The sequence below is a fragment of the Sporosarcina sp. HYO08 genome (assembly GCF_001563475.1).
Taxonomy (GTDB): domain Bacteria; phylum Bacillota; class Bacilli; order Bacillales_A; family Planococcaceae; genus Sporosarcina.
Genome location: NZ_LPUT01000012.1, coordinates 96,548 through 122,461, shown reverse-complemented (window position 1 = coordinate 122,461; position 25,914 = coordinate 96,548). Strand labels below are relative to the sequence as shown.

Sequence of the window (25,914 nt, the reverse complement as noted above, 5' to 3'; positions counted from 1 at the left end):
TCCTTGCATTTACTTTTACGCACTTGGACTGTTCTTTCTGTACAAAATATAGCTTCTTCCAACATAGTTTAAAGGGACACTCCATACATGAACAAGTCTAGTAAATGGCCACATTGCAAAAATGAGAAAACCCGCTAAAATATGCAGTTTAAAAGTAAGTGGGACGGCTCCCATTAATCCTGCCTCTGGACGGAATATAAGTAACGAGCGGAACCAGACTGAAATGGAATCCCGATAGTCAAAGCCCGGCACGACTGCATTCGTTACAAGGGAAGCATATGTACCGATAAAAACGATAAATAACAGCAGTACGTTAACGATCATATCCGAAGCCGATGAGTGTTGACGCACGTTTTTTTTCGTAAAACGACGCGATGTTAATATAATCATACCAAGAAGTGTCACAATTCCAAAAAAACCACCGCCGTACACAGCACCCATATGGTACATATGATCACTGATTCCCATTGCTTGCGTCCATGCCTTCGGAATACCTAAGCCTGCAACATGACCTAAAATGACCGGCACAATTCCGATATGAAACAATAAGCTTCCGATCATTAACTGTTTCTTCTCGAAAAACTCACTTGATTTGGCTGTCCATCCAAATTTATCATTTCGATATCTAAATATATGACCCACAATAAATACTGCCATGCAAATGTAAGGGAAAATGACCCATAAAAACTGATTAGTCATTGGCGCGTTCCTCCTGACGAATACAAGACTTAAATATTTCCCGCATCCCGCGTATTAAATAGAAGTATGGGCTATCGAATTTTTCCAATGCTTTCATTAAATGATACGTTCCGTCTTCCATTACCGCTAGCAGCATGGAGAAACTTTGTTCTGCTCTTGGATCTCCTACCCACTCCGCCGCATAGATGAATTCACACATAAGCGGTAAAAAATCAGATAGCTCATGATTCGGCATTTCAAGTCCGAACATTTCATAAAGCACTTTCAACTTGGCAAGCATTTGCCCGCGCTCTTTTGCATCTTCAAACTTGACGTATGTCATAAAAAGTGTCGATTCCTTTTGAAAGTCAAACGTATTCGTGTACATCTCTTGAATGTCATCTAAACTGTATTCATGCATAAGATCCCAGTACATGACTACGTCTTCACGGGCTGGATTAGAAGAGTCAATTGACTCTTCTAATCCCTGCGGATGAAACGTAAGTTTCTCAGGGTAGGACAGCTGATTTGCAAAGAAACTGAAGATCTTTTTTTGGTCATTCAATTTCCCTAAATCAATCACGCCAAATCCCCCCATAGAAATTCTCTTCGTAAATTTCTTTGCCCGTTTTTGTCGGTACAACCGGTCCACAGCCGTCACAATCGTTATTTTCCATATAGGAATAGCTGAACTGATTGTTCGAACTGTTTCCGCCGAAATCGCCCATCTGCTCGTAGCCAAGCGAACCCTGTGAGCGGTAAACGTTCATATGCTGTTCTTTTTTGGATGTCGGGATCACGAAGCGATCTTCATACTTCGCGATGGCAAGCAGTCGATACATTTGCTTCGTTTGCTCGGCAGTTAGACCAACCCTTGCAAGCCTTGATTCGTCAAACTCCTTTCCAGATGACAATGCACGCATATAAGAACGCATCATGGCCATACGCTGCAAACCTTCTTTCACTGGCTGTGCATCTCCAGCTGTTAACATATTGGCAAGGTATTGAACTGGTATGCGCATTTCCTCAATTGCCGGGAAAATGGCATCAGGATTTTTGATTGAATCTTTCCCTTCAAAATAGTTCATAATCGGACTTAACGGCGGAACGTACCAAACCATTGGCAACGTTCGGTATTCGGGATGTAATGGGAAAGCGAGCTGGTATTCAATAGCTAATTTGTAGACCGGAGAATTTTGTGCCGCTTCGATCCACTCTTCAGAAATACCGTCTTTTCTCGCCTGTTCGATCACTTCGGGATCATTCGGATCTAAAAACAAATCGCATTGTGCCTTGTAAAGATCTTTTTCATCTGGTGTTGAAGCCGCTTCAAGGACACGATCCGCATCGTATAAGAGAACGCCCAAGTAACGAATACGACCCGTACATGTCTCAGAACATACAGTTGGCAATCCAGATTCAACACGCGGGAAGCAGAATGTGCATTTTTCTGCTTTATTTGTCTTCCAGTTAAAATACACTTTTTTATACGGACAGCCAGTCATGCAATAGCGCCAGCCGCGGCACGCTTCCTGGTCAACGAGAACAATACCGTCTTCATCGCGTTTGTAAATGGCTCCCGAAGGACAGGATGCAACACAGCTTGGATTTAAGCAATGTTCACAAAGACGCGGTAAATACATCATAAACGCTTTTTCAAAATTGAATTTGATATCCTCTTCAATTTTTTCGATGTTCGGGTCTTTTGGCCCTGTAATGTGGCCCCCTGCTAACTGATCCTCCCAGTTTGGCCCCCACTCTAAGTCCATATAGTCGCCTGAAACAACAGACTTCGCTCTTGCGACAGGTGTATGCTTACTTTCTCCTGCATTTGTCAACTTCTCATAGTCATATGTCCATGGTTCGTAATAATCTTCAATTTGAACCATGTCTGGGTTATAGAATATTTTCCCGAGGGCAATTTTCGATAGTTTTGATCCACTTTTTAGTTCAAGCTTGCCGTTTTTTAACTGCCAGCCACCTTTATAAAGTTCTTGGTCTTCCCATCTTTTTGGATAGCCAATCCCTGGTTTTGTTTCAACATTGTTAAACCAAATATATTCGGCGCCTTCACGATTCGTCCAAGTCGATTTGCACGTGACACTGCATGTATGACACCCAATACATTTGTCAAGGTTCATGACCATTGCAACTTGTGCTTTAATCTTCAAGCCAATTTACCTCCTTCATCTTGCGAACTGCTACGTACACATCACGTTGATTTCCAATCGGTCCGTAATAGTTAAATCCATAACTCAACTGCGCATATCCGCCTACCATTTGCGTTGGCTTCATATGAATGCGGGTTGGTGCGTTGTGACTGCCGCCGCGCTGTTCTGTAATTTCAGATCCTGGCACTTGAATATGCTTATCTTGCGCGTGATACATAAACATCGTTCCTTTTGGCATACGGTGACTGACGACTGCCCGCGCTGCCACAACTCCATTACGGTTGTAGACTTCTAGCCAATCATTATCATCAATGCCGTGTTCGTCTGCATCTAGGTTTGAAATCCAAACTGTCGGCCCGCCCCGGAAAAGAGTTAACATATGGTGATTGTCTTGATACGTCGAGTGGATATTCCACTTTCCGTGAGGCGTCAAATATCTTAATACGAGCGAGTCTTGCCCACCTACAATTTGTTGATCTCGCGGTCCGAATACCATCGGTGGTAATGTCGGTTTAAAGACTGGCAATGCTTCTCCAAAGTCTAGGAAAAATTCATGGTCAATATAAAAGTGCTGTCTTCCAGTAAGCGTACGGAACGGTACAAGCCGCTCAATATTCGTCGTAAACGGTGAGTAACGACGCCCTAACTTATTAGATCCGCTAAATACTGGTGTCGGAATCACCTCGCGCGGTTGTGCAGTAATACTTGCAAACGTAAAACGTTCCGCTGCCCGATCCGCTGAAATATCTTTTAACTCAACACCGGTATCTTGCTCTGCCGCCTCAAATGCTCTTTGAGAAACACGTCCATTTGTTGCGGATGATAAAGCAAGCATAGATTCCGCTGCCTGTTTTGCTGTATGCAATTTTGGAAGACCATTTTTAATGGTGTCATCACTATACGTACCATTGATACTTTTCATCATCTCATACTCTTCGGCAACGGAGAAACTTACACCGTGCGCGCCTACTTTTCCTGTTGCGAGCAATGGTCCAAGCGTTACGTATTTGTCATAAACTTTTGTATAATCTCGTTCCACAATTGTCATACCTGGCATCGTTTTCCCTGGGATCGCTTCCACTTCGCCTTTTTTCCAATCTTTTACTTCCCCGTACGGCTGTGCAATTTCTTGAGCAGAGTCGTGGGCAAGCGGAGTCGTTACCAAGTCTTTATAAACGCCTGGTAGATACGTTTTCGCCATTTCAGAAAATGTTTGGGCGATTGTCCGGTAAATATCCCAATCTGAACGCGATTCCCATAATGGATCGACAGCTGGGTTGAATGGGTGGACAAATGGATGCATATCCGTTGAAGAAAGGTCATGTTTCTCATACCATGTTGCAGCCGGAAGTACAACGTCCGCGTACAGCGGTGTTGCCGTCATCCGGAAATCCAGTGCAACGAGTAAATCTAATTTCCCTTCTACTTCATCACGCCAAACCATTTCTTCTGGCTTTACTTCCTCATTCGGTGTTGCAAGAAGGCCATCTGAAGCACCGAATAAGTGCTTCATAAAGTATTCCTGTCCTTTGGCGGAGCTCGAAACAAGATTTGAGCGCCAAACGAATAACGAACGCGGGAAGTTTTCAGGTGCCCCTGGATCCTCAACAGCAAATTTTGTTTCACCTGACTTGATTTGTTCAAGTGTATGCTGAATAATGTCTGCCGTTTCCGTTTTGCCCGCTCTCGCCGCTTCTTCTGCAAATAAAAGACTATTTTTGTTAAATTGCGGGTAGGAAGGCAACCAACCAAGCCTTGCCGCTAACACGTTATAGTCCGCAGGATGATCGTACAGCGCTTTTCCTCCTGTCGGCGACATTAAGACATCCGCGCCCATTTCCTCATATTTCCACTGATCGGTTGCATAGTAGAAAAACGAAGTAGCATTTTGCAAGCGCGGTGGTGCTTGCCAGTCCCTTGCGAAGGCAATCGTGCTCCACCCCTCAATCGGTCGGCATTTCTCTTGTCCAACATAGTGCGCCCATCCCCCGCCGTTGACCCCTTGTGAAGCGGTAAGTGTGACTAGATTTAGGATTGATCTATAAATTGTGTCACTATTGAACCAGTGATTAATACCCGCGCCCATAATAATCATGGAGCGACCGCCTGTATCCAGTGCGTTTTGTGCAAACTCCCTGGCAATTTGCGTAACAAGTGCAGGTTTTACGTTCGTAATTTTTTCTTGCCAAGCCGGCGTGTAGAGTGAATCCGCATCGTCGAATCCTTTCGCCTCTAAATTGCTGCCAATTCGGCGAACACCATACTGGCTCAGCATGAGATCATAAACAGTCGTTACAAGGCGTTTAGAACCGTCTTGTAATGTTACTTTTCTCACTGGAATTGGACGTTTGAATGTTCCATTCCCGGCACTGTCAAAGTAAGGAAAAACCATTTCAGTCCATTCTGCCCCGTGATCTGCCATCGTTAAAGCTGGCTCAACGCGGGATCCATCTTCATTCTCAAGAATTAAGTTCCATTTCACATCTTTTTCCCAACGCTGACCCATCGTGCCATTTGGAACAATAATTTCATTTGCCGCCTCATCAAAAATAACCGGCTTCCATTCTGCATTTTCGGAGTTGTTGCCAAAATCACTTGCGCGCAAGAAACGCCCCGCTTTGTAAGACCCCTCATGCTCATCTAACAGGATGAGGAAAGGCATATCTGTATATTGTTTCGCATAATTCAAGAACATTGGCTCTTTACGTTGCTCGTAAAATTCTTCCAAAATCACATGCGTCATCGCTTGGGCAACAGCCGCATCTGTTCCAGGATTGGCTGCGATCCAATCATCCGCATGGACAACACTTTCCGCATAATCCGGTGCAACGGACACAACTTTTGTTCCTTTGTAACGAACTTCCGTTAAGAAGTGAGCGTCTGGTGTTCTTGTGAGCGGTACGTTGGAACCCCACATAATAATGTAGCCAGAATTATACCAATCGCTCGACTCAGGTACATCTGTCTGCTCCCCCCAAATTTGCGGTGAAGATGGCGGCAAGTCAGCGTACCAATCATAGAAACTAAGCATTTCCCCGCCAAGCAGTGAAATAAAACGGGCGCCTGACGCGTAGCTCACCATTGACATCGCGGGAATTGGCGTAAAGCCCGCAATCCGGTCCGGGCCGTATTTACGAATTGTATAAATGAGCTGTGTGGAAATAAGGATCACTGCGTCTCGCCAATTAACGCGGACATGTCCGCCTTTTCCTCGGGCTTGTTTATATTCTTTTGCTTTCGCCGGGTCTTCTACAATGCTTTCCCATGCTTTTAATGGATCTTTCTGTTCTGACAGTGCCTGACTCCACATCCGCCACAGTTTTCCGCGTATGTAAGGATATTTCACCCGTAAAGGACTATATTCATACCAAGAAAAGGAAGCGCCTCGGGGACATCCGCGCGGCTCGAATTCTGGCATGTCCGGTCCGCAAGAAGGATAGTCAATTTGCTGATTTTCCCAAGTAATAATTCCATTTTTCACAAAGACTTTCCAACTACAAGAACCCGTACAGTTGACGCCATGCGTCGTACGCACCACTTTGTCATGCGACCACCGCTGTCGATACATATTTTCCCATTCTCGACTTTTTTCTTCTAAAATGGACCAGTTACCCGAATATCTTTCAACCGGCTTGAAGTATCGCAACCCACTTTCAAGGACACTTTTTTTCTTCATCGAAACATCCACACTCCTTCTTTAACTATCGAACAATGAGTAGATTTATCAGCTTGTCCATCCAATACCCTAAATTTTATAAGATAATCTATTTTCATTCTATTAGGGAAACTCCTATATATACCAGAAACTCCCCTCACATTCACCAGTATTGCCGTTTTCCCTAACGAACATGTATTCAAAATCGATTTCACGTTGGTAATATCGCGGTTTATGAATGTATGTTTTACGATTAACGTCCTCTAAATCATCGGTCTAATAGAAGGTTTTCATGCAGACATTACATAGAACGTGGCAAATTAGCCTTATTCCTGCTTTCGGCAAAGAAAAAACCACCGCAAAAACGGTGGCTTATATTACATAATATTAAAGAGCTGCACGCACCCGATCGAATAGGTCGTTGTTTTCAAGGTGTACATGGTCAAATGTATCTCTTTCAAGCTGCTCTAAACGTGAGTAAACGACTCGGTACGTTCCACAAGCATCTTCTGGAGGCGTGAAGTTATTTGTAATGTCCCGAAGCTCAAATAAGATTTCTCCCGCATGCGCATGCTCACTTTCGAGCTCATCAACATGCGGCCGGATTTTCTCTTTCAACTCTGGTGTAGGGTTATCGAGAAATTCTAAAATAAGCGGGAAAACATTTTTGTCTTCGTCTTCTGTGTGATCAAGCAGTTCGTCTCGCAATTCTTTGAAAAGCTCCTGAATACGTAGTAGATGCGGATGGCGATCCCCATGAACTTTTGCAACACGTGTTACGTACGGTGTAAGCTGTGGCAATTCTTCCCGCAAGTTTTCATGGTATTTCTCTTGAATATACGCAACTAACGTTTTTGCGCCAAACGAAGATGGATGCATACTGTTGCGTTGTTCTTTCTTATCTGCGATTTCCTTAACGCTATTTAATACTTCCTCGGGATTTAAATTTCTTTCTTCCGCTGCGTCCTTTAGCGGCACTTTGCCACCGCAACAAAAATCGATGCGGAGACTTCTAAATAGATCCGCACTTTGCGGGAGTTCATTGACGATATCGGAAACTTGAGTGTCGAGTGTTAGTTGTACCATTTGATTTATTCCTCCTATGATTAATTTACTTGAAAATCATTCTCATTGAATTTGACAATAAACCAGTATAGGGTTTCCCCTGGCTTTCGCATAGTAAATAAGAAATCATCATTTCTTGCTCTTATATTAAACAAAAAATTGTTCATCTGTTGTGATTAATGTCACAACTTTCTATCCGTAACAAAGTATTCACAATCGACTATAAAAACCTTATTTATTTTGCGCCAAATTGGTTTGTTCATTCAAAAACGATCTGTAAATTAACTGATAGGGAAAAACTCTTTCTACACTCCTCTATATCTTGCCCATTTCATTTTCCACTTCTTCTTTTAAATTACAAATCATCAAATCCATTTAAATCACTTGTTTTTACATATTGGCGCGAAGTTTGTTCAAAAAAGTCGGTTTTTGTGTCATCAAAATTGTCGACATATGCCCGGATCCATTTCATTGGATTTTCTATAGATTCAGGGTAAAGTTCACTTAAGCCGAGCATTCGAAGCATTTTATTAGCCCGGTACTTAATATATCCTTCCATTTCTTCAAGTTGAATACCTTGAATGTCCGCAAGAACGTAGCGGCTCCATATGATTTCTTGTTCCACAGAATGTTGAAATTGATCGTAAATCCACTCAGTAAATTCGACCGTATTGTATGCAGGGTTTTCCCCAAGCGCCGCACGGAAAATATCACTCATCGCCTTCCCGTGCTGTAATTCATCACGATTAATGTACGAAATCATCGTCGACGTGCCAACCATTTTTTGTTGGCGCGCAAGATTATAGAAAAAGGCAAATCCGCTATAGAAAAATAGTCCTTCCAACAAAGTTGTATAAACCATTGCTTTCAGCGCAGATTCTATCGTCGGTTTTTCGGCAAATTCGTTATACACTTCTACTATTCTCTCGTTACGTGTGATTAAAACATCATCGGTTCGCCCCATTTCAAAAGAAGCAATTTGTTTATCTAACGTCGTAACCGATGACAGGACATACGCATAGCTATGGTTATGTTCGCTTTCTTGGTCTGCAATCGTTGCCATGAGCGACTTCACGGAAGGGTCCGTCGTATAAGCGGCGATTTTCGCTGCAATATCGGTTTGCGGACCGTCCAGTGTCGCCAACAACCCAATAATTTTAAGAAATGCATCTTGCTCCGCTCGGTCCAACGTAGGGAACTGTTTTACGTCTTGCGTCATATCTACTTCGTTCGCCGTCCAAAAGAGTGAGCGGATTTTTTGTCGTATTGTATAAAAATGAGGATACGCAAGGTCATTCCAATTTAAAATGCCGCTTGCTTTCCCGCCAAATATCGCCGTCGCTTTGTTTGGATTCGCCGGCTCAATCACTTTTACGCGTGTAAGTGTTGCCAATGTGTATAAACCCCTTTCGTCCAATTAATTACTTCGCTTTCCTGGGCGCCACGTGGACTTTGCTCAATTTTAAGTACTGCATAGGTGGAATGATAAAACTTCGCCAACTTGTCGGCGGCCTTGCAAAACAAGTCATCCCCGCCAAATTGTGTATCACCCGTTCCAAAGACAAAAACAGGATTTGGTTTATAGCCGATCTGTGCGACAAAATCTTTGACTTCGTCAGGTGTAGCGCCTCGATCCCATGTAAATGATCCAATGATAAACGCATCAAATGAGCGGGGATTCGGTAAGACATCCCGCCCTATTCGATGCATTGTAACAGAAACGCCTTCCTCCGCTAGCGCCTCACCAATAAGCCCTGCCACTTCTTCCGTATTTCCGCTCCAAGATGCATAGGCAATTAGGAATGACACCATTCGCACTCCTCGATATCGGATGCGCTTGAGCGCATATAATAAGTCGTTTTCAAACCAGATTTCCATGCTTGTATATGAAGATCCAACAAAACAGATGCCCGAATGGTATTTGGAACGTAGAGATTAAACGAAATTGCTTGATCAATATGCCGTTGTCTTGCCGCATTTTGTTGAATGGACCAGCGCTGGTCTACGATATAAGCAGAACGGCGATAGATGTTGTACGTATTGTGGTCTAAATCTGGCGCGACAACTGGCAGCTTGTAATCTTTCTTTTCCTCGTAATAGAACGGTTTAAAAATCGGGTCAATTGATGCCGTTGACCCAGCTATGACGGAAGTAGAGCTGTTTGGCGCAACAGCCATCAAATAACCGTTGCGGATACCGTTTTGTTCGACATCCGAGCGAAGTGCATGCCAGTCATTGGAGTTATAGCCTTTTCGTTCGAAATAAGCGCCTGATTGCCATTCGGATCCTTCGAATAGCGGATACGCACCTTTTTCCTTCGCAAGATCCGCCGAAGCTTTGATCGTTAAATAGGCGATTTTCTCATACAATTTTTCGGCAAGCTCGACAGCCTCTTCTGATTCCCACTGGATTTGTTTAATAGCCAGTAAATGATGCCAACCAAAAGTTCCAAGCCCGATCCCTCGATAACGCATATTCGTCCTTTGCGCTTGCACGACAGGTATTTGATTTAAATCAATGACATTATCAAGCATACGCACCTGAATACTGATCAATCTTTCCAAAACATTTTCAGGTACCGCACGGCCAAGGTTGATAGACGATAAGTTGCAGACGACAAAATCGCCTGGTTTTGAACGGGTGACCACAAGATCGTCTTCAAGGTTGACCGATTCAAATTGGGTTGGGCTTTGATTTTGCGTTATTTCTGTGCAAAGATTTGATGAATAAATCATGCCTTCATGTTTATTCGCATTGGTACGATTGACCTCATCTCGATAAAACATAAAGGGTGTACCCGTTTCCAGCTGGCTGCGCAGTATACGTTTCATAATTTCGATGGCTGGAATGACTTCTTTACTTAGTAACGGATGCTGAATACATTCTTCATATTTTTTTCGGAACGATCCTGTTCCTTTTGTTTCATCATAATAATCTTCCAGCGAATAACCCATTACAGTGCGAACTTCGTGCGGGTCAAATAAATACCATTCCCCGCGCCTTTCCACTTGCTCCATAAATAAATCCGGAAGGCAAACACCTGGAAAAATATCATGCGCCCGAAGTCGATCGTCTCCATTATTCAATTTCAAATCTAGAAAAGTTAGAATGTCTTTATGCCAAACATCTAAGTATACAGCGATCGCTCCTTGGCGCTGTCCAAGCTGATCGACACTAACCGCTGTATTGTTCAATTGTTTAATCCACGGAAGAACGCCGCTTGACGCCCCTTTAAATCCCCTAATTGAAGAACCGCGACTGCGTACTTTTCCAATATAGACACCAATACCGCCGCCATATTTAGATAAGTTGGCAATATCTGTGTTGCTGTCATAAATTCCTTGCAAAGAGTCATCCACCGTATCAATGAAACAGCTCGATAACTGGCCATGCGGTTTGCCTGCGTTTGCAAGCGTCGGTGTCGCGACTGTCATATACAAGTTGCTCATTGCCCAATAGGCGTCTGCTATTTTTTCATGACGATCGCCTACTTCATCCTGCATGAGCGTCATCGCAATAATTAACCAGCGTTCTTGAGGGAGTTCAACTGCCTGCTTTTCAAAATCGACCGCAACATAACGATCCATCATTGTTTTTAAACCGATATATGTAAAATGTTTGTCTCGTTCGGGTTCAATCATCATTCCAAGCATTTCTAACTCGCTGCGAGAATATTTTTCTGTTAAAAAAGAGGCATATATTCCTTGTTTTACTAAGCGGTTTACATGATCTGCAAAGTCTGTATAAACTTTTGATTTTCGGAGTCTTTCCTGTTCAGAATAGACATTTTGTAAATAGATCCGTGCTGCCACAAAGGTCCAATAGGTTTCAGTTTCATCGATCAAACTAAGCGCTTCTAATGTCATCGCCTGCATCCATTCAGTATTAGACCCATCCGGATACTGTTTTTTCCATCGTTCGCTTGCTAGTAAAAGCGGTTTAATCGCCTTCTCGCCAAATTCCATTTGCAATTCATCCAGAAGCCGATCCTTGTTAGCCATTGCGATCATCATTGTCATTATCCATTCCTCCCTTTTTGTGCAACAAAAAAACGACAATTCCACCTTTTCGGCAGAGCTGTCGCTCGATGGTTTATTGGATAAGGAAACAAAATGGGATTAACACATTCAAAAAGAAGTATAGAAGTGATTCCCGCTCGCTTCCACCTCTCAACCCCCGAAGAAAGTGTTGCTTGACGATCAAATGGCAGGTCTACTGGCTTGCGCATCATCCTACTTGCCTTCCCTTCCCATGGAATTATCCACAGTGGTTTATTTAGGCTTTCGTTAGCGTTCACAGTTGCGGGGACAGCTCCGGATTTCCGGATTCCCTTTTAAACCGTATTCGGTACCATTTCATCGTACGATACAATATATAGTATTATTCACACTCTACACACCCTAACATATAGTGTTCGATTCGTAAATAGGAAGAATATACTTCTTTCAGCTATTGAATATATTTCCCATAATCAGGAATGGCAATTTGATCAAATTGTTGGGAAAGTTTTTGTAAATTATCACTTAGTTCTTCACCCGACATCGGCAATCCATGTCCGGTAATCGCAACAGATACCATCATGAATAATATTTTTCATTACGCACACCTTAGACTTGTATTGAAAATTATCAAGGAGGAGTTCTTAAATATGGGCGTTATGTCAGGAAATCCCAAAAATGAACCCATGCATTATGGTGAAGTCATTGGCGTATGGGCGTTTATCGCGGCAAACAACGGATTAATTAGTGGATACGAAGCGTTTATCAATCATGTAGGCGATGGAGATCTTGGCAAGCTGGTAAAAGAAGCCATCGACCTAATGAAGTCGGAGAAAAAAGAACTTGAAGGGTTATTGAAAGATAACGGTATTGCACTGCCGCCTGCCGCACCAGATCGCCCAAAAGCGAATGCAGAGGAAATTCCAGTCGGGGCAAGATTCACAGATCTAGAAATTGCTACAGCTGTTGGTAGTGATGTCGGTAAAGGGCTCGTTTCATGCAGTGCTGTCATTGGGCAATGTCTCCGTGAAGACATTGGCATGATGTTTGGGAAGTATCATATGGAGCGTGCGAAGTTTGGCTTAAAGGCGTTGCGGCTAGCTAAAGAAAAAGGATGGGTCGTTCCTCCTCCACTTCATTCCAGCAGTGTAAATAATGAGTAATTTGAATGCCCCTGAATTTTTAGGGGCATTATTTATGCCAAAAACCAACTTCAATAAATTAGTTTTAAAGGACTATTTTATACATATGAATCAATTTCATAATTGCTCTTTTTAAAAATACAAACAAGGGCAGAATTTACATTTGTATTTCAAAAAACAGAAATCATGCAGCTTGAATTTGGTTCAAACGTACACCGATTCGATCGACAGCGAGTTTTGAAGCATTGTAAACAAGCACGAGTAAGCCGAAGTGAACTTTCGCGCGTTTTCCAGTCCGATAGCGGACGTTGTTCAATTGGAAGAATTCCTTCAGATAAGCATTGACGCGTTCTACGGCGGTCCGGCGATTAAAAAGCATTTTCCATGCTTTGGAACCACGGGCCGGTGTACTGTATCTACGTAAATCTGTGGTGACCTTCACTTTGTATACTTTCTGACAGATGCCCTCGTTTGCGAGCGGACAATCTGCACACTCCTTTGGCCGCGTGTATTTCAACGTTTCATATTTGGCATCATAGCTATCGTAACAATAGGAATGCTCCCTGAAACAAGTTGGTGCGAAATGTTCGTCGAATCCGATGGGCTCAGGTTCATTCCGCTTATTATAAGCGATGATAGATCGTTGTTCCATACGATGTACTTGTTCGTAGATTGCTTCAAAATCGTAACCGGCGTCCATCGTATGATACGTCAGATTGTGAAGTGGAAGTCGTTCTTCGATCCCTTTCAACAGCGGGATGGCAGCCTTTCCGTCATTCAGGCTTCCAGAAGAAAATAGGGATTGCAGAATATATTGACTAGACGTACTTACTGCCAAATGCCCTTTATAGCCGAACCAGAACACGTTCTGCCCCTCACTGTTTTTCTTGACACCCCATTTGGGGTCTTGGGGAACTTCAGCACGAAGCCGGGCAAGCGGTTCATCCAACTGTGCTTCGATTTTCTTTTCGTATAGTGGAAGATTCGCTTCCTGTTCTGCCTGTTTGGCCAGCCATTGTTCACGTTCTTCCTTCTTTTTACGGCCGCGTTTTTTAGGTTCGGCTTTCAGTTTTTCCTGTTTGGCTGGCGCTTTGTCACGTGCCTTAAAATGAGTAGCGTCAATCGCCACTGTGTCATCTTGGATAAAGTCCTCTGAGATGGCATTCAAGACAATCGTCTCTTGTACCTTTTCAAGGATATCGGTTTCAGTCAGCTTAGTAAGAAGACGGCTGTAAGACGCCTCTGAAGGAACACTGTCTGAGACCTTGAACCCGCAATCCAGCTTGAAAGAGAGGTCGTTACTCAATCGCTTGATGAGGTCTTTGATTGTTGGAATCCGTTCTATATAACGTGCGAAAACACTTACAATCATCGCGCCGTAATTCAATTCAGCAGGCGCACCCAAGCGGGATTTCTTTTTGATTTCATGGAAAAGCGCATCCAGATCGATGGCCGCCATGATCTCCTCATATTTTTGGGTAGGTTCCAATTCGTATAATTCTTCAATGCTAAATAAGCTCTGTTGTCATATAATGGTCATAGGGAGTACCGCTCCAGTCTTTTGGGATGTTTTCGTCGACTACCATTATACAAGACTTGGGGAGGTACTTCCTTTTTGATGTCTACAAACCCTTGTGAGACAAGGGCTAGGAATTATGAAATTCATTCATATATAAATCGTTTATTTGCATACTCTTAACATAGCTGTTGAAATAAATCAAAGTAGTGATAGAAAACTACTAATTTTTAAAAAATTCGTCCAGAGATTCATTTAATATGCTATGCTAGATGAATAAGACATGGCTTGAAGCAATTTCAAACGCCTATATGTCTTCTTTTTTTATCGCTCCAAATTACTTTTTTATATAGTATTTGGAAATAAATTTGTAGTGAAAAACTATAGGGGGATTGTATGTTAAAATTTGAAAATGTCAGTAAGGTGTATGATGACGGCTTCCAAGCCGTGAAATCCATCAGCTTTGAGATTGCAGAAGGTGAATTTCTCGTCATTATTGGGCCTAGTGGTTCAGGTAAGTCTACAACGATGAAAATGATTAATAAAATGGAACCGCATACAAGTGGCACGATTTCCATCAACGGGAAAGACATCAACTCTTATAACGCTTCTGAACTGAGAAGAGGTATCGGCTATGTCATTCAGCAAATCGGGCTTTTCCCGCACTATACAATCGAAAAGAATATCGCGATTGTGCCACAAATGAAAGGTTGGAATGAAAAAGAAATTAAAGCGCGGGTAAATGAATTGCTTGAATTAGTTGGGCTCGACCCCGAAATATACGCCACTCGTTACCCAAAAGAACTTTCGGGCGGACAACAGCAGCGAATCGGGATCGCTAGGGCGCTCGCCGCTAACCCCGATATCATTTTAATGGATGAACCGTTTAGTGCACTTGATCCGCTTACACGTGATCAGCTGCAAGCCGAAGTCAGTGCACTGCATAAAAAATTAAATAAGACCTTTGTTTTCGTTACACATGATATGGATGAAGCGTTAAAAATGGGCGATCGCATCGCAATTATGAAAGATGGCAAGCTTCTACAATTGGATTCTCCAGAAAAATTACTTCACGAACCAGCCCACGGATTTGTAGAGGAGTTCATCGGGAAACACCGGATTACCCAAAATCCTGACCTGATGCCTGTTACCGAAATTATGTCGGAAACCGTGATTACCTCTCCTCCCCAAAGGTCTCCGGAAAAAGCACTCTCGCTCATCCGGCAGCGCAAAATCACAAATCTTATTATTGTCGATGATGACAACAAGCTACTCGGAATCGTTTCTGCGTACGATGTGATTAAAAAGTTAGATGATATTAAAACGATAGAAGAAATTATGCTATCCCGTGAACCTTTCCTCCATGACACGGCAAGTGCCGAAGACGCCATTGTTTTAATGGACAACGCGCCTTTTGGAATTATTCCGGTTGTCGATGAAAGACAAAGAATCCTTGGGGTCGTTACACGAGGTTCACTGTTATCCGCCATGTCCAGCCAATGGACAGAAACGGAGGAAGACCAATGAATCAATTAAATATATGGGAACAACTCGTTCAACAGTTACAGGCACGATGGGGAGAAGTCCTTGAATCGACATTTGTCCATATTCAGCTCGTATTTTTCTCGATGCTCATTGCCATTGCTCTTGGTGTTACCCTCGGAATCCTAGTGTCACGTATTCCAAAGCTGACAACCTTTGTGCTTGGCGGCGCAGGGATTATGCAAACCATTCCAAGTCTAGCTTTGCTCGGGTTTATGATCCCGATTTTTGGAATTGGCGTGAAAACAGCGATCGCGGCACTATTCCTCTATTCGCTTCTGCCAATCATTCGAAACACTTACGCAGGGATTAAGGACGTCGACAAAGCGACGACTGAAGCAGCGAAAGGAATGGGCATGACGAATATGCAAATTCTTTTCAAAGTTGAGTTGCCGTTAGCCCTACCTGTTATTATGGCCGGGATTCGAACAGCCGCGGTTATTAACGTTGGTAACGCAACATTAGCAGCCTTTATTGGTGCAGGCGGATTGGGTGATTTCATCTTCCTTGGAATTACACGCGGAATTGACGGTTTAATTCTACTTGGAGCCATTCCGGCGGCCCTTCTTGCGATCATCCTGGAAACACTTTTCGGGGCGTTTGAAAAGTGGACGACGCCGAAGGGATTGAAATCTTGATGAGAAGAAAATTGATTGCATTGCTTGTCATAGGGCTCGTAACAAGCATGTTGGCCGGCTGTATTTTTATTGAAAAAGATTCCTTAACATTAGGCTCACGAAACAATACGGAAAGCATTATTTTGTCGCATGTCATGGGACAATTGATTGAAGATCAAACAGATATTGACGTCATCTACAAAGAAAACCTCGGCGGCTCCAATGTCGTTTGGAATGCCATGCTCAATGGTTTAATTGATGTAATTCCCGATTACACGGGTACTATCGTCGTCAACTATTATCACGAGGAGCCAGGTACAGCCGAGGAAACACTAGAATTGACGAAACGGCTTGTCGATGAAGACGGGATCATCGCTTTCAACACATTTGGGTTTAACAATACGTATACGTTAGCGTTGGATGAAGCAAAAGCAGAAGAACTTGGTGTCAAAACGTTCAGTGACTTTGCCAAATACTCGGAAGACTTTATCCTTGGTGCCGTTTTTGAATTTATCGACCGACCGGATGGCTTACCGGGCTTCCAGAAAGAATACGGTTTGAAATTCAAAGACGTCAAAGGAATGGACCACGGCATCATGTATCGTTCCATTGGCGCGAAAGAGGTAGACGTCATCAACTCCTACACGACAGACGGTCAGTTGCAAGATTACGATTTGCGTGTATTGGAGGATGATAAGTCCTACTTCCCGCCATATCATGCGCTTCCACTTGTAAGGAAAGAAACGTTGGAAATATATCCAGAAATAGAAGAGGTTTTAAAAAAGCTGGAAGGTATGATCAATGAAGAAGCGATGCAGAAAATGAATGCCAAAGTTGACAATGACGGGATGATGGTGGAAACTGTCGCTCATGATTTTCTTGTTGAGTCGGGGTTAATTGAAGAAAAGAAATAAATGTAAAGCCGCACCTTCCGTTAAATGGGGTGCGGCTTTTTGTATATGGCGGCGGATTTTGTGATCGCCTTGACGGGATTTATGACCGCGCCTTGGCTCTCTTCTGCGCAAAACTTTTCAATCCCGCATCTCCGCGTTACACTACTACTAACAAAGGAGGCACAAATTATGAAAATTGTTCCAATCGGCATTTGGGGCGGATATCCGAAGGCAAATAGCGCGACATCATCATTTCTGCTCGAGCATGAAGGCTTTCATTGTCTTATTGATTGTGGCAGCGGGGTTCTTTCTTCCTTGCAAAACTACTTACCATTAGAAAAATTAGATGCAGTCGTCATTAGTCATTATCATGCAGACCATATCGCAGATATAGGCAGTCTTCAATATAGCCGACTGATCAATTATTATCTTGGCAAGCCATTAAAACCGCTTCCTATTTACGGTCACCAGGAAGATCCAGAAAATTTCGGAAAGCTTTCTTATAAAGAACAAACAATTGGAATTCCTATTTCAAAAGAAGAGACGATTCAAATCGGGCCTTTTGACGTTTCATTTTGCGAGACAAAGCATCCAGTTTATTGCCTAGCAATGAAATTCCAAACAACAGATCACTCCATCGTTTTAACAGCGGATACAGAATGGCAAGAGGAGTTAGTTGAATTTGCGCGCGATGCGGACATCCTTATAAGCGAGGCCAATTTATATGAAGAGCATGTTGGAAAAGCACCGGGGCATATGGGCGGAAGCGAAGCAGGGAATCTTGCACATTTAGCCAATGTAAAGCAGCTCATTCTGACCCATTTACCGTTGCACGGCAATATTGAGGAAATTTTACAAGCGGCAAAAGTGCATTATGATGGATCTGCCGAACTGGCGGAGGTTGGAAAAGAGTATGTGCTTTAAATAGAAAAAAGGCTGCGCAAGCAGCCTTTTAGTGCTTAGAAGCATAAAAGTTAAAATAGAAGCCGACAACCAAGTAATTTCAGCTTTCGCTTAATGTTTGGATGAATACCTATTTTGAACAAGTGCAGTGAACTTCCCTATTTTCAAAGAAGTGTAGTTTTGCTAGTTCCTTAACCATTACAAATCTTCAACACAGATTTTACAGACTCAACAGATTTGTCGAGTGCGATTTTTTCTTCGCTTGTAAGCGGCAGTTCAATAACACTTTCGATACCGTTTCCGCCGATTACGGTTGGTACGCCCAGGTATAGATCGCTGTAGCCGTACTCGCCTTCTAAGTATGCGATCGATGGAAGGATACGCTTTTTATCCTTAATAATTGCTTCTGCCATTTCGATTAAAGATGCAGCTGGTGCATAGTATGCGCTTCCGTTACCAAGAAGAGAAACGATTTCGCCGCCGCCCTTTCTTGTACGTTCTACGATCGCATCAAGACGTTCTTGTGGAAGGATTTTTTCCAATGGAATGCCACCCGCGTAAGAATATCTTACGAGTGGTACCATGTCATCGCCGTGACCGCCTAGTACGAAGCCAGAAATGTCCTCGACGGAAATGTTAAGCTCTTCCGCCACAAATGTGTTGAAACGCGCAGTATCAAGAACGCCCGATTGACCGATGACTCGATTTTTAGGAAATCCTGTTGTTTTGTAGCAAACGTATGTCATTGCATCAACAGGGTTACTTAAAATGAGCACGTAACTGTTTGGAGCATATTTTTTAATCTGCTCAGATACATGACGCATGATTTTTGCATTCGTGGAAACAAGGTCGTCACGGCTCATCCCTGGTTTACGCGCAATACCCGCAGTGATGATAACCATATCCGCATCTTGAATGTCTTCGTAATTAGACGTGCCTTTAATTTTGGCGTTGAACTGTTGAACAGGTCCTGTTTGAAGCATGTCCAGTGCTTTACCCTTCGTCGGACCGTCAAGCTCTGGAATGTCCAATAGAACGATGTCACCTAATTCTTTTTGGACCGCCAACAAAGCCGTTGTAGCACCTGTGTTCCCAGCACCGATGACAGCGATTTTATTTCTCCGAAATGCCATTTATGTTCAACCCTTTCGTACCTTATGCATCTGTCTTTTTAGCTGCTTGCGCTTTTGCTGCAGGGGCTTTAGACTTTGCTTGTTTTTGCTGTTCCTCATCTTTTTGTTCTTCTAGGGGTTTAACCATGCCAAAAACTGATTCATCCGGACGTGGAATGACGTGCGCACCGAGCAGTTCGCCTGTACGTTCTACTGCATCGCGCCCCGCATCTACTGCCGCCTGAACTGCACCGACATCGCCTTGTACGATGACTGTAACGATGCCGCCGTCAACGAATTCTTGTTTGATCAACCGGACATTGGCCGCTTTAATCATTGCGTCTGCCGCTTCGATGGAACCGACCAACCCTTTTGTTTCAATCATTCCGATCGCTTGACCCATTCAATTCACCTCTTTCCACTTCTGTTGCATCGATGATCCCGATAATGACCGCGTCAATAGGCATTGGGTTATTTCGATCAATGAAGCGGGATGATCCGCCGCTTGTCACTAAGACATCATCTCCGATTCCGGCTCCGATGCGGTCAGCCGCCACAAAATGCGTTTGAATCGGGTTTCCATATGCGTCTAATGGTTGAATCACAAGTAATTTTAATCCTTGCAACCCTTCTTCTTTACGTGTTGCCCAAACGTTTCCGATCACTCTTCCGATTCGCATATCGTAATCACCTTTTCTATTTACCGACCGTAATCGTTTTACCCAGTTCTCTTGCCGTATCGCGTGCTAACGCAGTAACAATTGTACCTTTTTCAACGACAATTTCGGCAGCTTTGATTTCACGAAGATCCCCATTTGAAAGCAGTTTCTTCTTGAAATAATGAGATTGTGGAACTGAACGCTCCGGTACTTTTCCGTCAGTTAATTCCATTGGACGAGAACCAGAACCTTCGCTCGATACAATTCGTCCAATGGTTCCTTGCGTGATGAAACCCGCATTCGCTTCATCCGTATCAATATGCATTTCTAAACGATATCGTTCAGACACGCGTATTTTCACATTTCGAAAAGCGATCGGCCGGATTCCGTCTGCTTCTACTGTGACACACTCGCCATTTTGTACGCCTAAACGCAATGCATCTTGAGGCTGCATATGAATATGAGCCTGTGCAACTATGAGTCCTTCATGCAAGTAAATACTGCCTTTGGGACCAATCAGGGTAATGGCTCCAGAGCCCGCAATATTTCCAGATTCACGAAGCGGCGGTTTAACGCCAAGCTTCATAGCATCTGTCCAGCTTACTTCAACTTGCGTCAATGAGCGTGCAGGTCCAAGAACTCGCACACGTTCAATACTGCCTTTGGGACCTGCAACGACAACTGTCTCATTGGCAGCAAATTGACCTGGCTGGGATAATTCTGCTCTTTGTGTTAATGTATACCCTTTACCAAAAAGTGCCTCAACATGTTCTTGCGACAAGTGGACGTGACGAGCAGAAACAGCGATTGGAATTGCATTTGCAGAAGAGGGTTCGGATGGTTGAACGCCCGCTTGGCTTAATTGTCCAAGTACTTCTCCTACAATTTTTTCGATCAATTGCTGATCCATGTCATTTCCACCTTTCAATAAACTGTAGAACCATTCGCCTTTTCAACTACATAAATCGAACTAAAAATTTCTACTAATATCGCTTCGGTGCTTGCGAATGCCTCCCGCTTGGAAGGCACCTTCGCTAGTTCAGCTTAAAATTCACATATACTTTTATGCGTTCATTAGTTCAACTTATCTATGTTCCTTAGCTTCCAGAAGGTAAGATCATTTCAAGTTCATTGTGTGGTCTTGGAATTACGTGTACAGATAGCAATTCGCCTACGCGCTGTGCTGCTGCCGCACCTGCGTCTGTTGCCGCTTTAACCGCACCTACATCACCGCGCACTAAAACTGTTACAATTCCGCCTCCAACATGTACTTTTCCAACTAAGTTAACACTTGCAGCCTTTACCATTGCGTCCGCTGCTTCAATTGAACCGATTAATCCTTTAGTTTCTACCATTCCTAATGCTGTACCTTCTCTGTTCATATTTGTTTCCTCCTAGAAAAATTAGTTTTATTTTGTTAGTTGTTTAACGATTTCACTGACTAAACCTTTGACCATTTCCGGATCGACTGTGTTAGTTGAGCCCATTGCCTGCATCACTTGAGAGACAATTTGATCTTGCGGGCTGGCTGTTACAGCACCGCCATCATTTTTTGGAGGCTGTACTTCTTTGATGCCGTAAGCCATGCGTTTAATGTTCAATAAATGCTTGGCTGTTACGTTATCGGATGTAATGTTGCCTCCAAAAGATCCACAGCCGAGTGTGAGTGACGGCATAAGACCCGTTGTTCCACCGACAGCTCCAACAGAAGACATCGTATTGACCATAATCCGGGAAACTGGCATTTCCACTGCAAACTCGCGTGCAATTGCATCATTTTCCGTGTGAAGGGATAGTGAATGGCCGCGTCCGCCCAAGTTTAAAAGTGACAGACAAATATCTTTTGCATCTTTTACATCATTCGCAACGTACATGGCAAATACCGGCGATAATTTCTCAAGTGAAAACGGAGTGTTTTTGCCAACTTCTGTTTCCATTCCAACGATAATGCGCGTTCCTTCAGGAATCGTGATACCGGCCAATTGTGCAATCGTTTGCGGGCTTTTCCCAACAATTTTCGGGTTCACTTTCCCCGGTATAGGAGAAATCGTTTTCTCCATCAACCGCTTTTCATCGTCTGATAAAATATATGCGCCATTTTTCTTCAGCTCACGCGTCACGAGTTCCGATACGTTTCGATCCACGACGATTGCCTGCTCAGTCGCACAAATCGTCCCGTAATCGAATGATTTACTGTCAACAATATCTTTGACTGCTTTTTCAATTTTGGCAGAACGTTCAATGTAAACCGGTACGTTCCCTGGACCTACCCCGTACGCAGGCTTACCAGAGCTGTACGCCGCTTTGACAAGTGCACCGCCCCCTGTTGCCAAAATCAGGTTCACATCAGGATGCTTCATCAGCTGTTGAGTTGCTTCCATCGAAGACATTGTCAAACATTGGATTAAACCTTTTGGCGCCCCCGCCGCTACAGCAGCAGCGTCACAAACTTTCAATGCTTCATGTGTACAATTCACCGCATATGGATGCGGACTGACGACAACTGCATTTCGTGTTTTTAAGGCGATTAACGTTTTAAAAAATGCCGTAGACGTTGGGTTCGTCGTCGGAATGATTGCCGCTACCACACCAAATGGCGCTGCAATTTCAACCACTTTGTTCACTTTGTCTTCGTCGATAATTCCTACTGTTTTCACATCTTTAATGCTTTCATAAACAGCTTTGGAGCCGACTTCGTTTTTAATTTTTTTATGGGCGGCTACACCCATTCCTGTTTCTTCTACTGCCATTTGGGCAAGTCTTTCAGATTGTGCAAACGCTGCTTCAGCAACTGCTTGAACAATCCGGTCGACCTGTTCTTGTGTGTAGCTCATATAAGCCTGCTGTGCTTCTTTAGCCGTTTTTACAGCTGTACGCATTTCCTGCTGGGCTAATAAATCTGCATCAATCGCTGTTACCACATGTTTCACTCCTTGCCTTAGTAATCTAATGGCCGCCTCGCCATATTGGAAACGGCCTCTCTAAATGCATCAGCTGCCGCTTGACATGACGATTGGCTTCCCGTTAAGAGACCGCCGCCAAAGTTTGTTTCAGAAGGCGGTGAAAAGAATTCACATACTGTCACGTCCGCTGCTTTTAAAGCAGCATCCAAGCCGACAACTGCTTCGATCGGCGGTGCGATTAAGTAAGCGAGTGCCTGTCCTTCCCTTACGCCCGCAAGCTCCGCTAAGTAGCTGCCGCAACTGGATATGGTATGGGCAAACATTGCATGATCTTGATTCCCATTAATGGCTTCAAAATAAGCGCTGTTCTCAATCGTAATCCGAATAGAGTCGAGACCGCTTTTCACTTCCTCTGGGGAAGGACCCGCAATAATGCCGATGAATTCTCCCGAGAGAGGTCCGGAGGCATGTGCAGCGCCGGCATAAAAACTTTTGGCATACACAACTTCAACATCTGAAGTTTTTGTTGCTTCATCGGCAGCCGTATAACCAATATCATCAATGTTCGTCGTGAACAATCCAAGGCTGCGTTGATAAGGTTTTAAGTTAAACTGCTTGGCCAACCCCGCATCTACGTTTGGAATGACTTGCATCGACAAAATATCCGCATAAATTTTATCCATTACTGACACACCTCCTACCCTTCTTTTTTGACAAGAGATACGCCACTCGCTTCGTGCTTCAAGATTTTTTGGATGAGTGTTCCTAAATAAGCACCTGCTTCAACCGGTGGAATTCCGCCTTTATGGATGTTAGACACAACCATACGATCTGCTTCAATTGTGCCAAAACGCGGTTTGTAGCAAATATACGCACTTAAAGACTCGGCAGACACAAGTCCTGGACGTTCACCGATTAAAATAATGACAACGTCCGGTTGTAGGATTTCTCCGATTTCATCCATCAATGCAACGCGTCCTTTATCAATATAGAAAGTTGTGCCCATATCGATATTTAGGTTATTTAACGATTGCTCGAGCGACAAATAGACGTCTTCCAAGTTTTCTTCGATTGCTTTTGCACTTAAACCATTGGATGCAACTATTTGAACAGTCGGTGCGTGCTTACATTTTTCCTTCACAGTGCGAACGGAATCGTCTGACAACCGTCTCCCTAGATCTGGTCGACGAATGTATTCTTCTTTATCAACAACTTTCGACTGAACTTGGAAAAAGTTTAAGCCATCCAAAATTTCTTTCGGAACTTCACCGTAAACAGCATCGACAGCTGCAGCATGGTCATATCTAAACTGCAACCATGTGTTTGTTTTGGGCCTTGAACCTGCTCTGCCTACCGCAATGCGGGCAGGTGTTTTCTTACGAAGCTTAGCTAGTTCTTCTTCCTTTTTCTTATCACTTTCAATCGACTCATTTGGATGAGACTTAATATGACTTGGCTTTGCTTCTTGTGAAACTGTATTGAAAAACTTTACGTTACCAGGCGTTGTATTGATTACTTTTTCTTCCCTGAAATTGCCTGTCGCGGACTGTTGATAAAGTTGGACAGGCATTTCCGTCCTGTCTTTTTCACGGACATCTGATCGGACGTTTGTCGTTTGCAGTTTTTCAACAACCATTTTAGTAATTTGCTCAATCAATTGTTCATTCACAGACGTCATCTCCTATCGTGTGAATATTGTCGGATCTCCAGCGCGCGCGCTTAGACGACCATTTTCGTAAATCCCCATTTTTTCAAGCCACTGCAAATATTCTGGTGCTGGTGTTTTACCAAATGTGTTTAATAACGTCGCAACGTCGTGATAGCTCATGGACTGGTAATTCAGCATGACGTCGTCTCCCATTGGTGCCGCGATGATGAAGTTGACCCCCGCAGCCGATAATAAAACACTCAAGTCTTCAATATCATTTTGATCCGCTTTAATATGGTTCGTATAACAAATGTCAACGCCCATTGGTATTCCGTGCATTTTACCCATGAAGTGATCCTCAAGCCCCGCTCGAATCACTTGTTTGTTATTGTACAAATACTCCGGTCCGATAAAACCTACAACCGTGTTGACAATAAAAGGATCATAATGTCTCGCAAACCCATAGTTGCGAGATTCGAGCGTTAGCTGGTCAATCCCGTAATGTGCTTCCGCGGAAAGCTCAGAACCTTGCCCCGTTTCAAAGTACATAACTTGCGGTCCAGATCCCGTGCCCTGCTTTAATGCAAGATCTTTCGCTTCGGCAATGAGGTCTGCTGAAATTCCAAATGAACGGTTAGCTTTTTCTGTTCCAGCGATACTTTGGAAGATCATATCAGCGGGTGCACCTTGTTCAATCGCTTTCATTTGTGTAGTGACATGTGCCAGTACACAGTTTTGAGTTGGAATTTCCCATTCATTCATGAAATCCTTTGTTGCGTGTAAGAGTCGCTTGACACTTTCGACAGAATCATCGACAGGGTTAATCCCAATTACTGCATCGCCAACCCCATAGCTAAGCCCCTCTTTAAGGGATGCGATCATGCCATCGACATTATCTGTCGGGTGATTTGGCTGCAAGCGTGATGAAATCGTTCCGTTACGACCAATCGTAATGTTGCATGTTGTAAGGATTTCAATTTTGTTTGCCGCATGCACCAAATCCAAGTTGGACATCAGCTTCGCAACCGCCGCGATCATTTCAGATGTCAGACCTCTGCTAACTCGTTTCAGCTCACGGTCTCCAACTTCATTACTTAAAATGTATTCACGTAATTCAGCAACGCTCCAATTTTGTATTTCACCGTAAATTTTCTCGTTAATATCATTTTCGATAATGCGTGATACTTCATCTTCTTCAGGTGATATTAACGGATTGTTTCGGATCTCGCTCAATAAAATATCGCTCAATACTGATTTTGCAGCAATTCGTTCCTGCACTGTTTCCGCCGCCACTCCGGCTAATCGGTCCCCCGACTTTTCTTCGTTGGCTTTCGCCATTACTTCTTTTAAATCAGCGAAGGAATAAGTGACTCCGCCTAAAACCGTTTTTAAATTCAATGGTTAACACTCTC

Annotated in this window: 21 protein-coding genes, 3 pseudogenes and 1 riboswitch; of the genes and pseudogenes, 5 read left to right on the top strand and 19 right to left on the bottom strand. The window is 43.5% G+C overall.

Annotated elements, in window-relative coordinates:
• Positions 1-15 precede the first annotated feature (15 nt).
• The 9 genes and pseudogenes from narI to AU377_RS15475 form a co-directional block, all read right to left on the bottom strand.
• Positions 16-699 carry a respiratory nitrate reductase subunit gamma gene (gene narI / locus AU377_RS05085; RefSeq protein WP_067405145.1) on the bottom strand — a complete coding sequence of 228 codons (684 nt, stop codon included), beginning with the start codon at positions 697-699 and terminating at the stop codon, positions 16-18.
• Positions 692-1,261 carry a nitrate reductase molybdenum cofactor assembly chaperone gene (gene narJ, locus AU377_RS05080; RefSeq protein ID WP_067405143.1) on the bottom strand — a complete coding sequence of 190 codons (570 nt, stop codon included), beginning with the start codon at positions 1,259-1,261 and terminating at the stop codon, positions 692-694. Before narJ ends, narI begins: the two co-directional genes overlap by 8 nt.
• Positions 1,254-2,849: a nitrate reductase subunit beta gene (narH, locus tag AU377_RS05075; protein ID WP_067405140.1), complete on the bottom strand. Its 1,596-nt coding sequence runs from the start codon at positions 2,847-2,849 to the stop codon at positions 1,254-1,256. The genes narJ and narH overlap by 8 nt, the downstream gene beginning before the upstream one ends.
• On the bottom strand, positions 2,839-6,525 hold the full coding sequence (locus AU377_RS05070) for a nitrate reductase subunit alpha (protein ID WP_067405137.1): 3,687 nt from the start codon (positions 6,523-6,525) through the stop codon (positions 2,839-2,841). The genes narH and AU377_RS05070 overlap by 11 nt, the downstream gene beginning before the upstream one ends.
• Positions 6,526-6,891: 366 nt before the next feature.
• Positions 6,892-7,590 (bottom strand): iron-sulfur cluster repair di-iron protein, encoded by a 699-nt coding sequence (gene ric / locus AU377_RS05065; protein ID WP_067405133.1) that lies wholly within the window; start codon positions 7,588-7,590, stop codon positions 6,892-6,894.
• 334 nt (positions 7,591-7,924) lie between these two features.
• Positions 7,925-8,962 (bottom strand): ribonucleotide-diphosphate reductase subunit beta, encoded by a 1,038-nt coding sequence (locus AU377_RS05060; RefSeq protein WP_067405130.1) that lies wholly within the window; start codon positions 8,960-8,962, stop codon positions 7,925-7,927.
• On the bottom strand, positions 8,941-9,381 hold the full coding sequence (locus AU377_RS05055) for a flavodoxin (protein ID WP_067405128.1): 441 nt from the start codon (positions 9,379-9,381) through the stop codon (positions 8,941-8,943). The genes AU377_RS05060 and AU377_RS05055 overlap by 22 nt, the downstream gene beginning before the upstream one ends.
• Positions 9,366-11,579 (bottom strand): ribonucleoside-diphosphate reductase subunit alpha, encoded by a 2,214-nt coding sequence (locus tag AU377_RS05050; RefSeq protein WP_067406052.1) that lies wholly within the window; start codon positions 11,577-11,579, stop codon positions 9,366-9,368. The genes AU377_RS05055 and AU377_RS05050 overlap by 16 nt, the downstream gene beginning before the upstream one ends.
• 177 nt (positions 11,580-11,756) lie before the next feature.
• A riboswitch (cobalamin riboswitch) is annotated at positions 11,757-11,939 on the bottom strand.
• A 79-nt stretch (positions 11,940-12,018) separates the two neighbouring features.
• A pseudogene (locus tag AU377_RS15475) lies at positions 12,019-12,138 on the bottom strand (MBL fold metallo-hydrolase); the annotation flags it as partial.
• A 79-nt stretch (positions 12,139-12,217) separates the two neighbouring features.
• Between AU377_RS15475 and AU377_RS05045 the strand changes: the two are divergent.
• A complete protein-coding gene (locus tag AU377_RS05045) occupies positions 12,218-12,730 on the top strand; it encodes a DUF3231 family protein (RefSeq protein WP_067405118.1) in 513 nt (170 codons plus the stop codon).
• Positions 12,731-12,893: 163 nt separating this feature from the next.
• On the opposite strand, the pseudogene AU377_RS05040 reads toward AU377_RS05045, so the two are convergent.
• A pseudogene (locus AU377_RS05040) lies at positions 12,894-14,249 on the bottom strand (IS1182 family transposase).
• A gap of 372 nt (positions 14,250-14,621) precedes the next feature.
• Between AU377_RS05040 and AU377_RS05035 the strand changes: the two are divergent.
• The 4 genes from AU377_RS05035 to AU377_RS05020 all read left to right on the top strand — a co-directional run bounded on the left by AU377_RS05035 (position 14,622) and on the right by AU377_RS05020 (position 18,201).
• Positions 14,622-15,752 (top strand): betaine/proline/choline family ABC transporter ATP-binding protein, encoded by a 1,131-nt coding sequence (locus tag AU377_RS05035; protein ID WP_067405115.1) that lies wholly within the window; start codon positions 14,622-14,624, stop codon positions 15,750-15,752.
• Positions 15,749-16,405 (top strand): ABC transporter permease, encoded by a 657-nt coding sequence (locus AU377_RS05030; protein ID WP_067405112.1) that lies wholly within the window; start codon positions 15,749-15,751, stop codon positions 16,403-16,405. The genes AU377_RS05035 and AU377_RS05030 overlap by 4 nt, the downstream gene beginning before the upstream one ends.
• Positions 16,405-17,298, top strand: a complete 894-nt coding sequence (locus AU377_RS05025; protein WP_156450386.1) for a glycine betaine ABC transporter substrate-binding protein — start codon at positions 16,405-16,407, stop codon at positions 17,296-17,298. Before AU377_RS05030 ends, AU377_RS05025 begins: the two co-directional genes overlap by 1 nt.
• Before the next feature lie 168 nt (positions 17,299-17,466).
• Complete coding sequence (locus tag AU377_RS05020) at positions 17,467-18,201, top strand: MBL fold metallo-hydrolase (RefSeq protein WP_067406046.1); 735 nt, start codon at positions 17,467-17,469, stop codon at positions 18,199-18,201.
• A gap of 170 nt (positions 18,202-18,371) precedes the next feature.
• Here the strand turns inward: AU377_RS05020 and mdh are convergent, their stop codons facing one another.
• The 9 genes and pseudogenes from mdh to AU377_RS04975 all read right to left on the bottom strand — a co-directional run bounded on the left by mdh (position 18,372) and on the right by AU377_RS04975 (position 25,900).
• On the bottom strand, positions 18,372-19,313 hold the full coding sequence (gene mdh / locus AU377_RS05015) for a malate dehydrogenase (RefSeq protein ID WP_067405110.1): 942 nt from the start codon (positions 19,311-19,313) through the stop codon (positions 18,372-18,374).
• Between the two features lie 22 nt (positions 19,314-19,335).
• A complete protein-coding gene (locus AU377_RS05010; protein WP_067405107.1) occupies positions 19,336-19,695 on the bottom strand; it encodes a BMC domain-containing protein in 360 nt (119 codons plus the stop codon).
• Positions 19,670-19,972, bottom strand: coding sequence for a EutN/CcmL family microcompartment protein (locus AU377_RS05005; RefSeq protein ID WP_067405106.1), 303 nt, complete (start codon positions 19,970-19,972; stop codon positions 19,670-19,672). Before AU377_RS05005 ends, AU377_RS05010 begins: the two co-directional genes overlap by 26 nt.
• A gap of 238 nt (positions 19,973-20,210) precedes the next feature.
• Positions 20,211-20,861, bottom strand: a pseudogene (gene pduL / locus AU377_RS05000) (phosphate propanoyltransferase); the annotation flags it as partial.
• 187 nt (positions 20,862-21,048) lie between these two features.
• Positions 21,049-21,333, bottom strand: coding sequence for a BMC domain-containing protein (locus AU377_RS04995; RefSeq protein ID WP_067405102.1), 285 nt, complete (start codon positions 21,331-21,333; stop codon positions 21,049-21,051).
• A gap of 27 nt (positions 21,334-21,360) precedes the next feature.
• Entirely contained in the window at positions 21,361-22,830 is a 1,470-nt protein-coding gene (locus AU377_RS04990) for an aldehyde dehydrogenase family protein (protein ID WP_172794032.1), read from the bottom strand.
• A gap of 59 nt (positions 22,831-22,889) precedes the next feature.
• A complete protein-coding gene (eutL, locus tag AU377_RS04985; RefSeq protein ID WP_067405099.1) occupies positions 22,890-23,537 on the bottom strand; it encodes an ethanolamine utilization microcompartment protein EutL in 648 nt (215 codons plus the stop codon).
• Between the two features lie 14 nt (positions 23,538-23,551).
• Positions 23,552-24,523, bottom strand: a complete 972-nt coding sequence (gene eutC / locus AU377_RS04980; protein WP_067405096.1) for an ethanolamine ammonia-lyase subunit EutC — start codon at positions 24,521-24,523, stop codon at positions 23,552-23,554.
• Between the two features lie 12 nt (positions 24,524-24,535).
• The gene (locus AU377_RS04975; protein ID WP_067405093.1) at positions 24,536-25,900 is read right to left on the bottom strand and encodes an ethanolamine ammonia-lyase subunit EutB; all 1,365 of its coding nucleotides are present in this window, start codon (positions 25,898-25,900) and stop codon (positions 24,536-24,538) included.
• Positions 25,901-25,914: the final 14 nt, after the last annotated feature.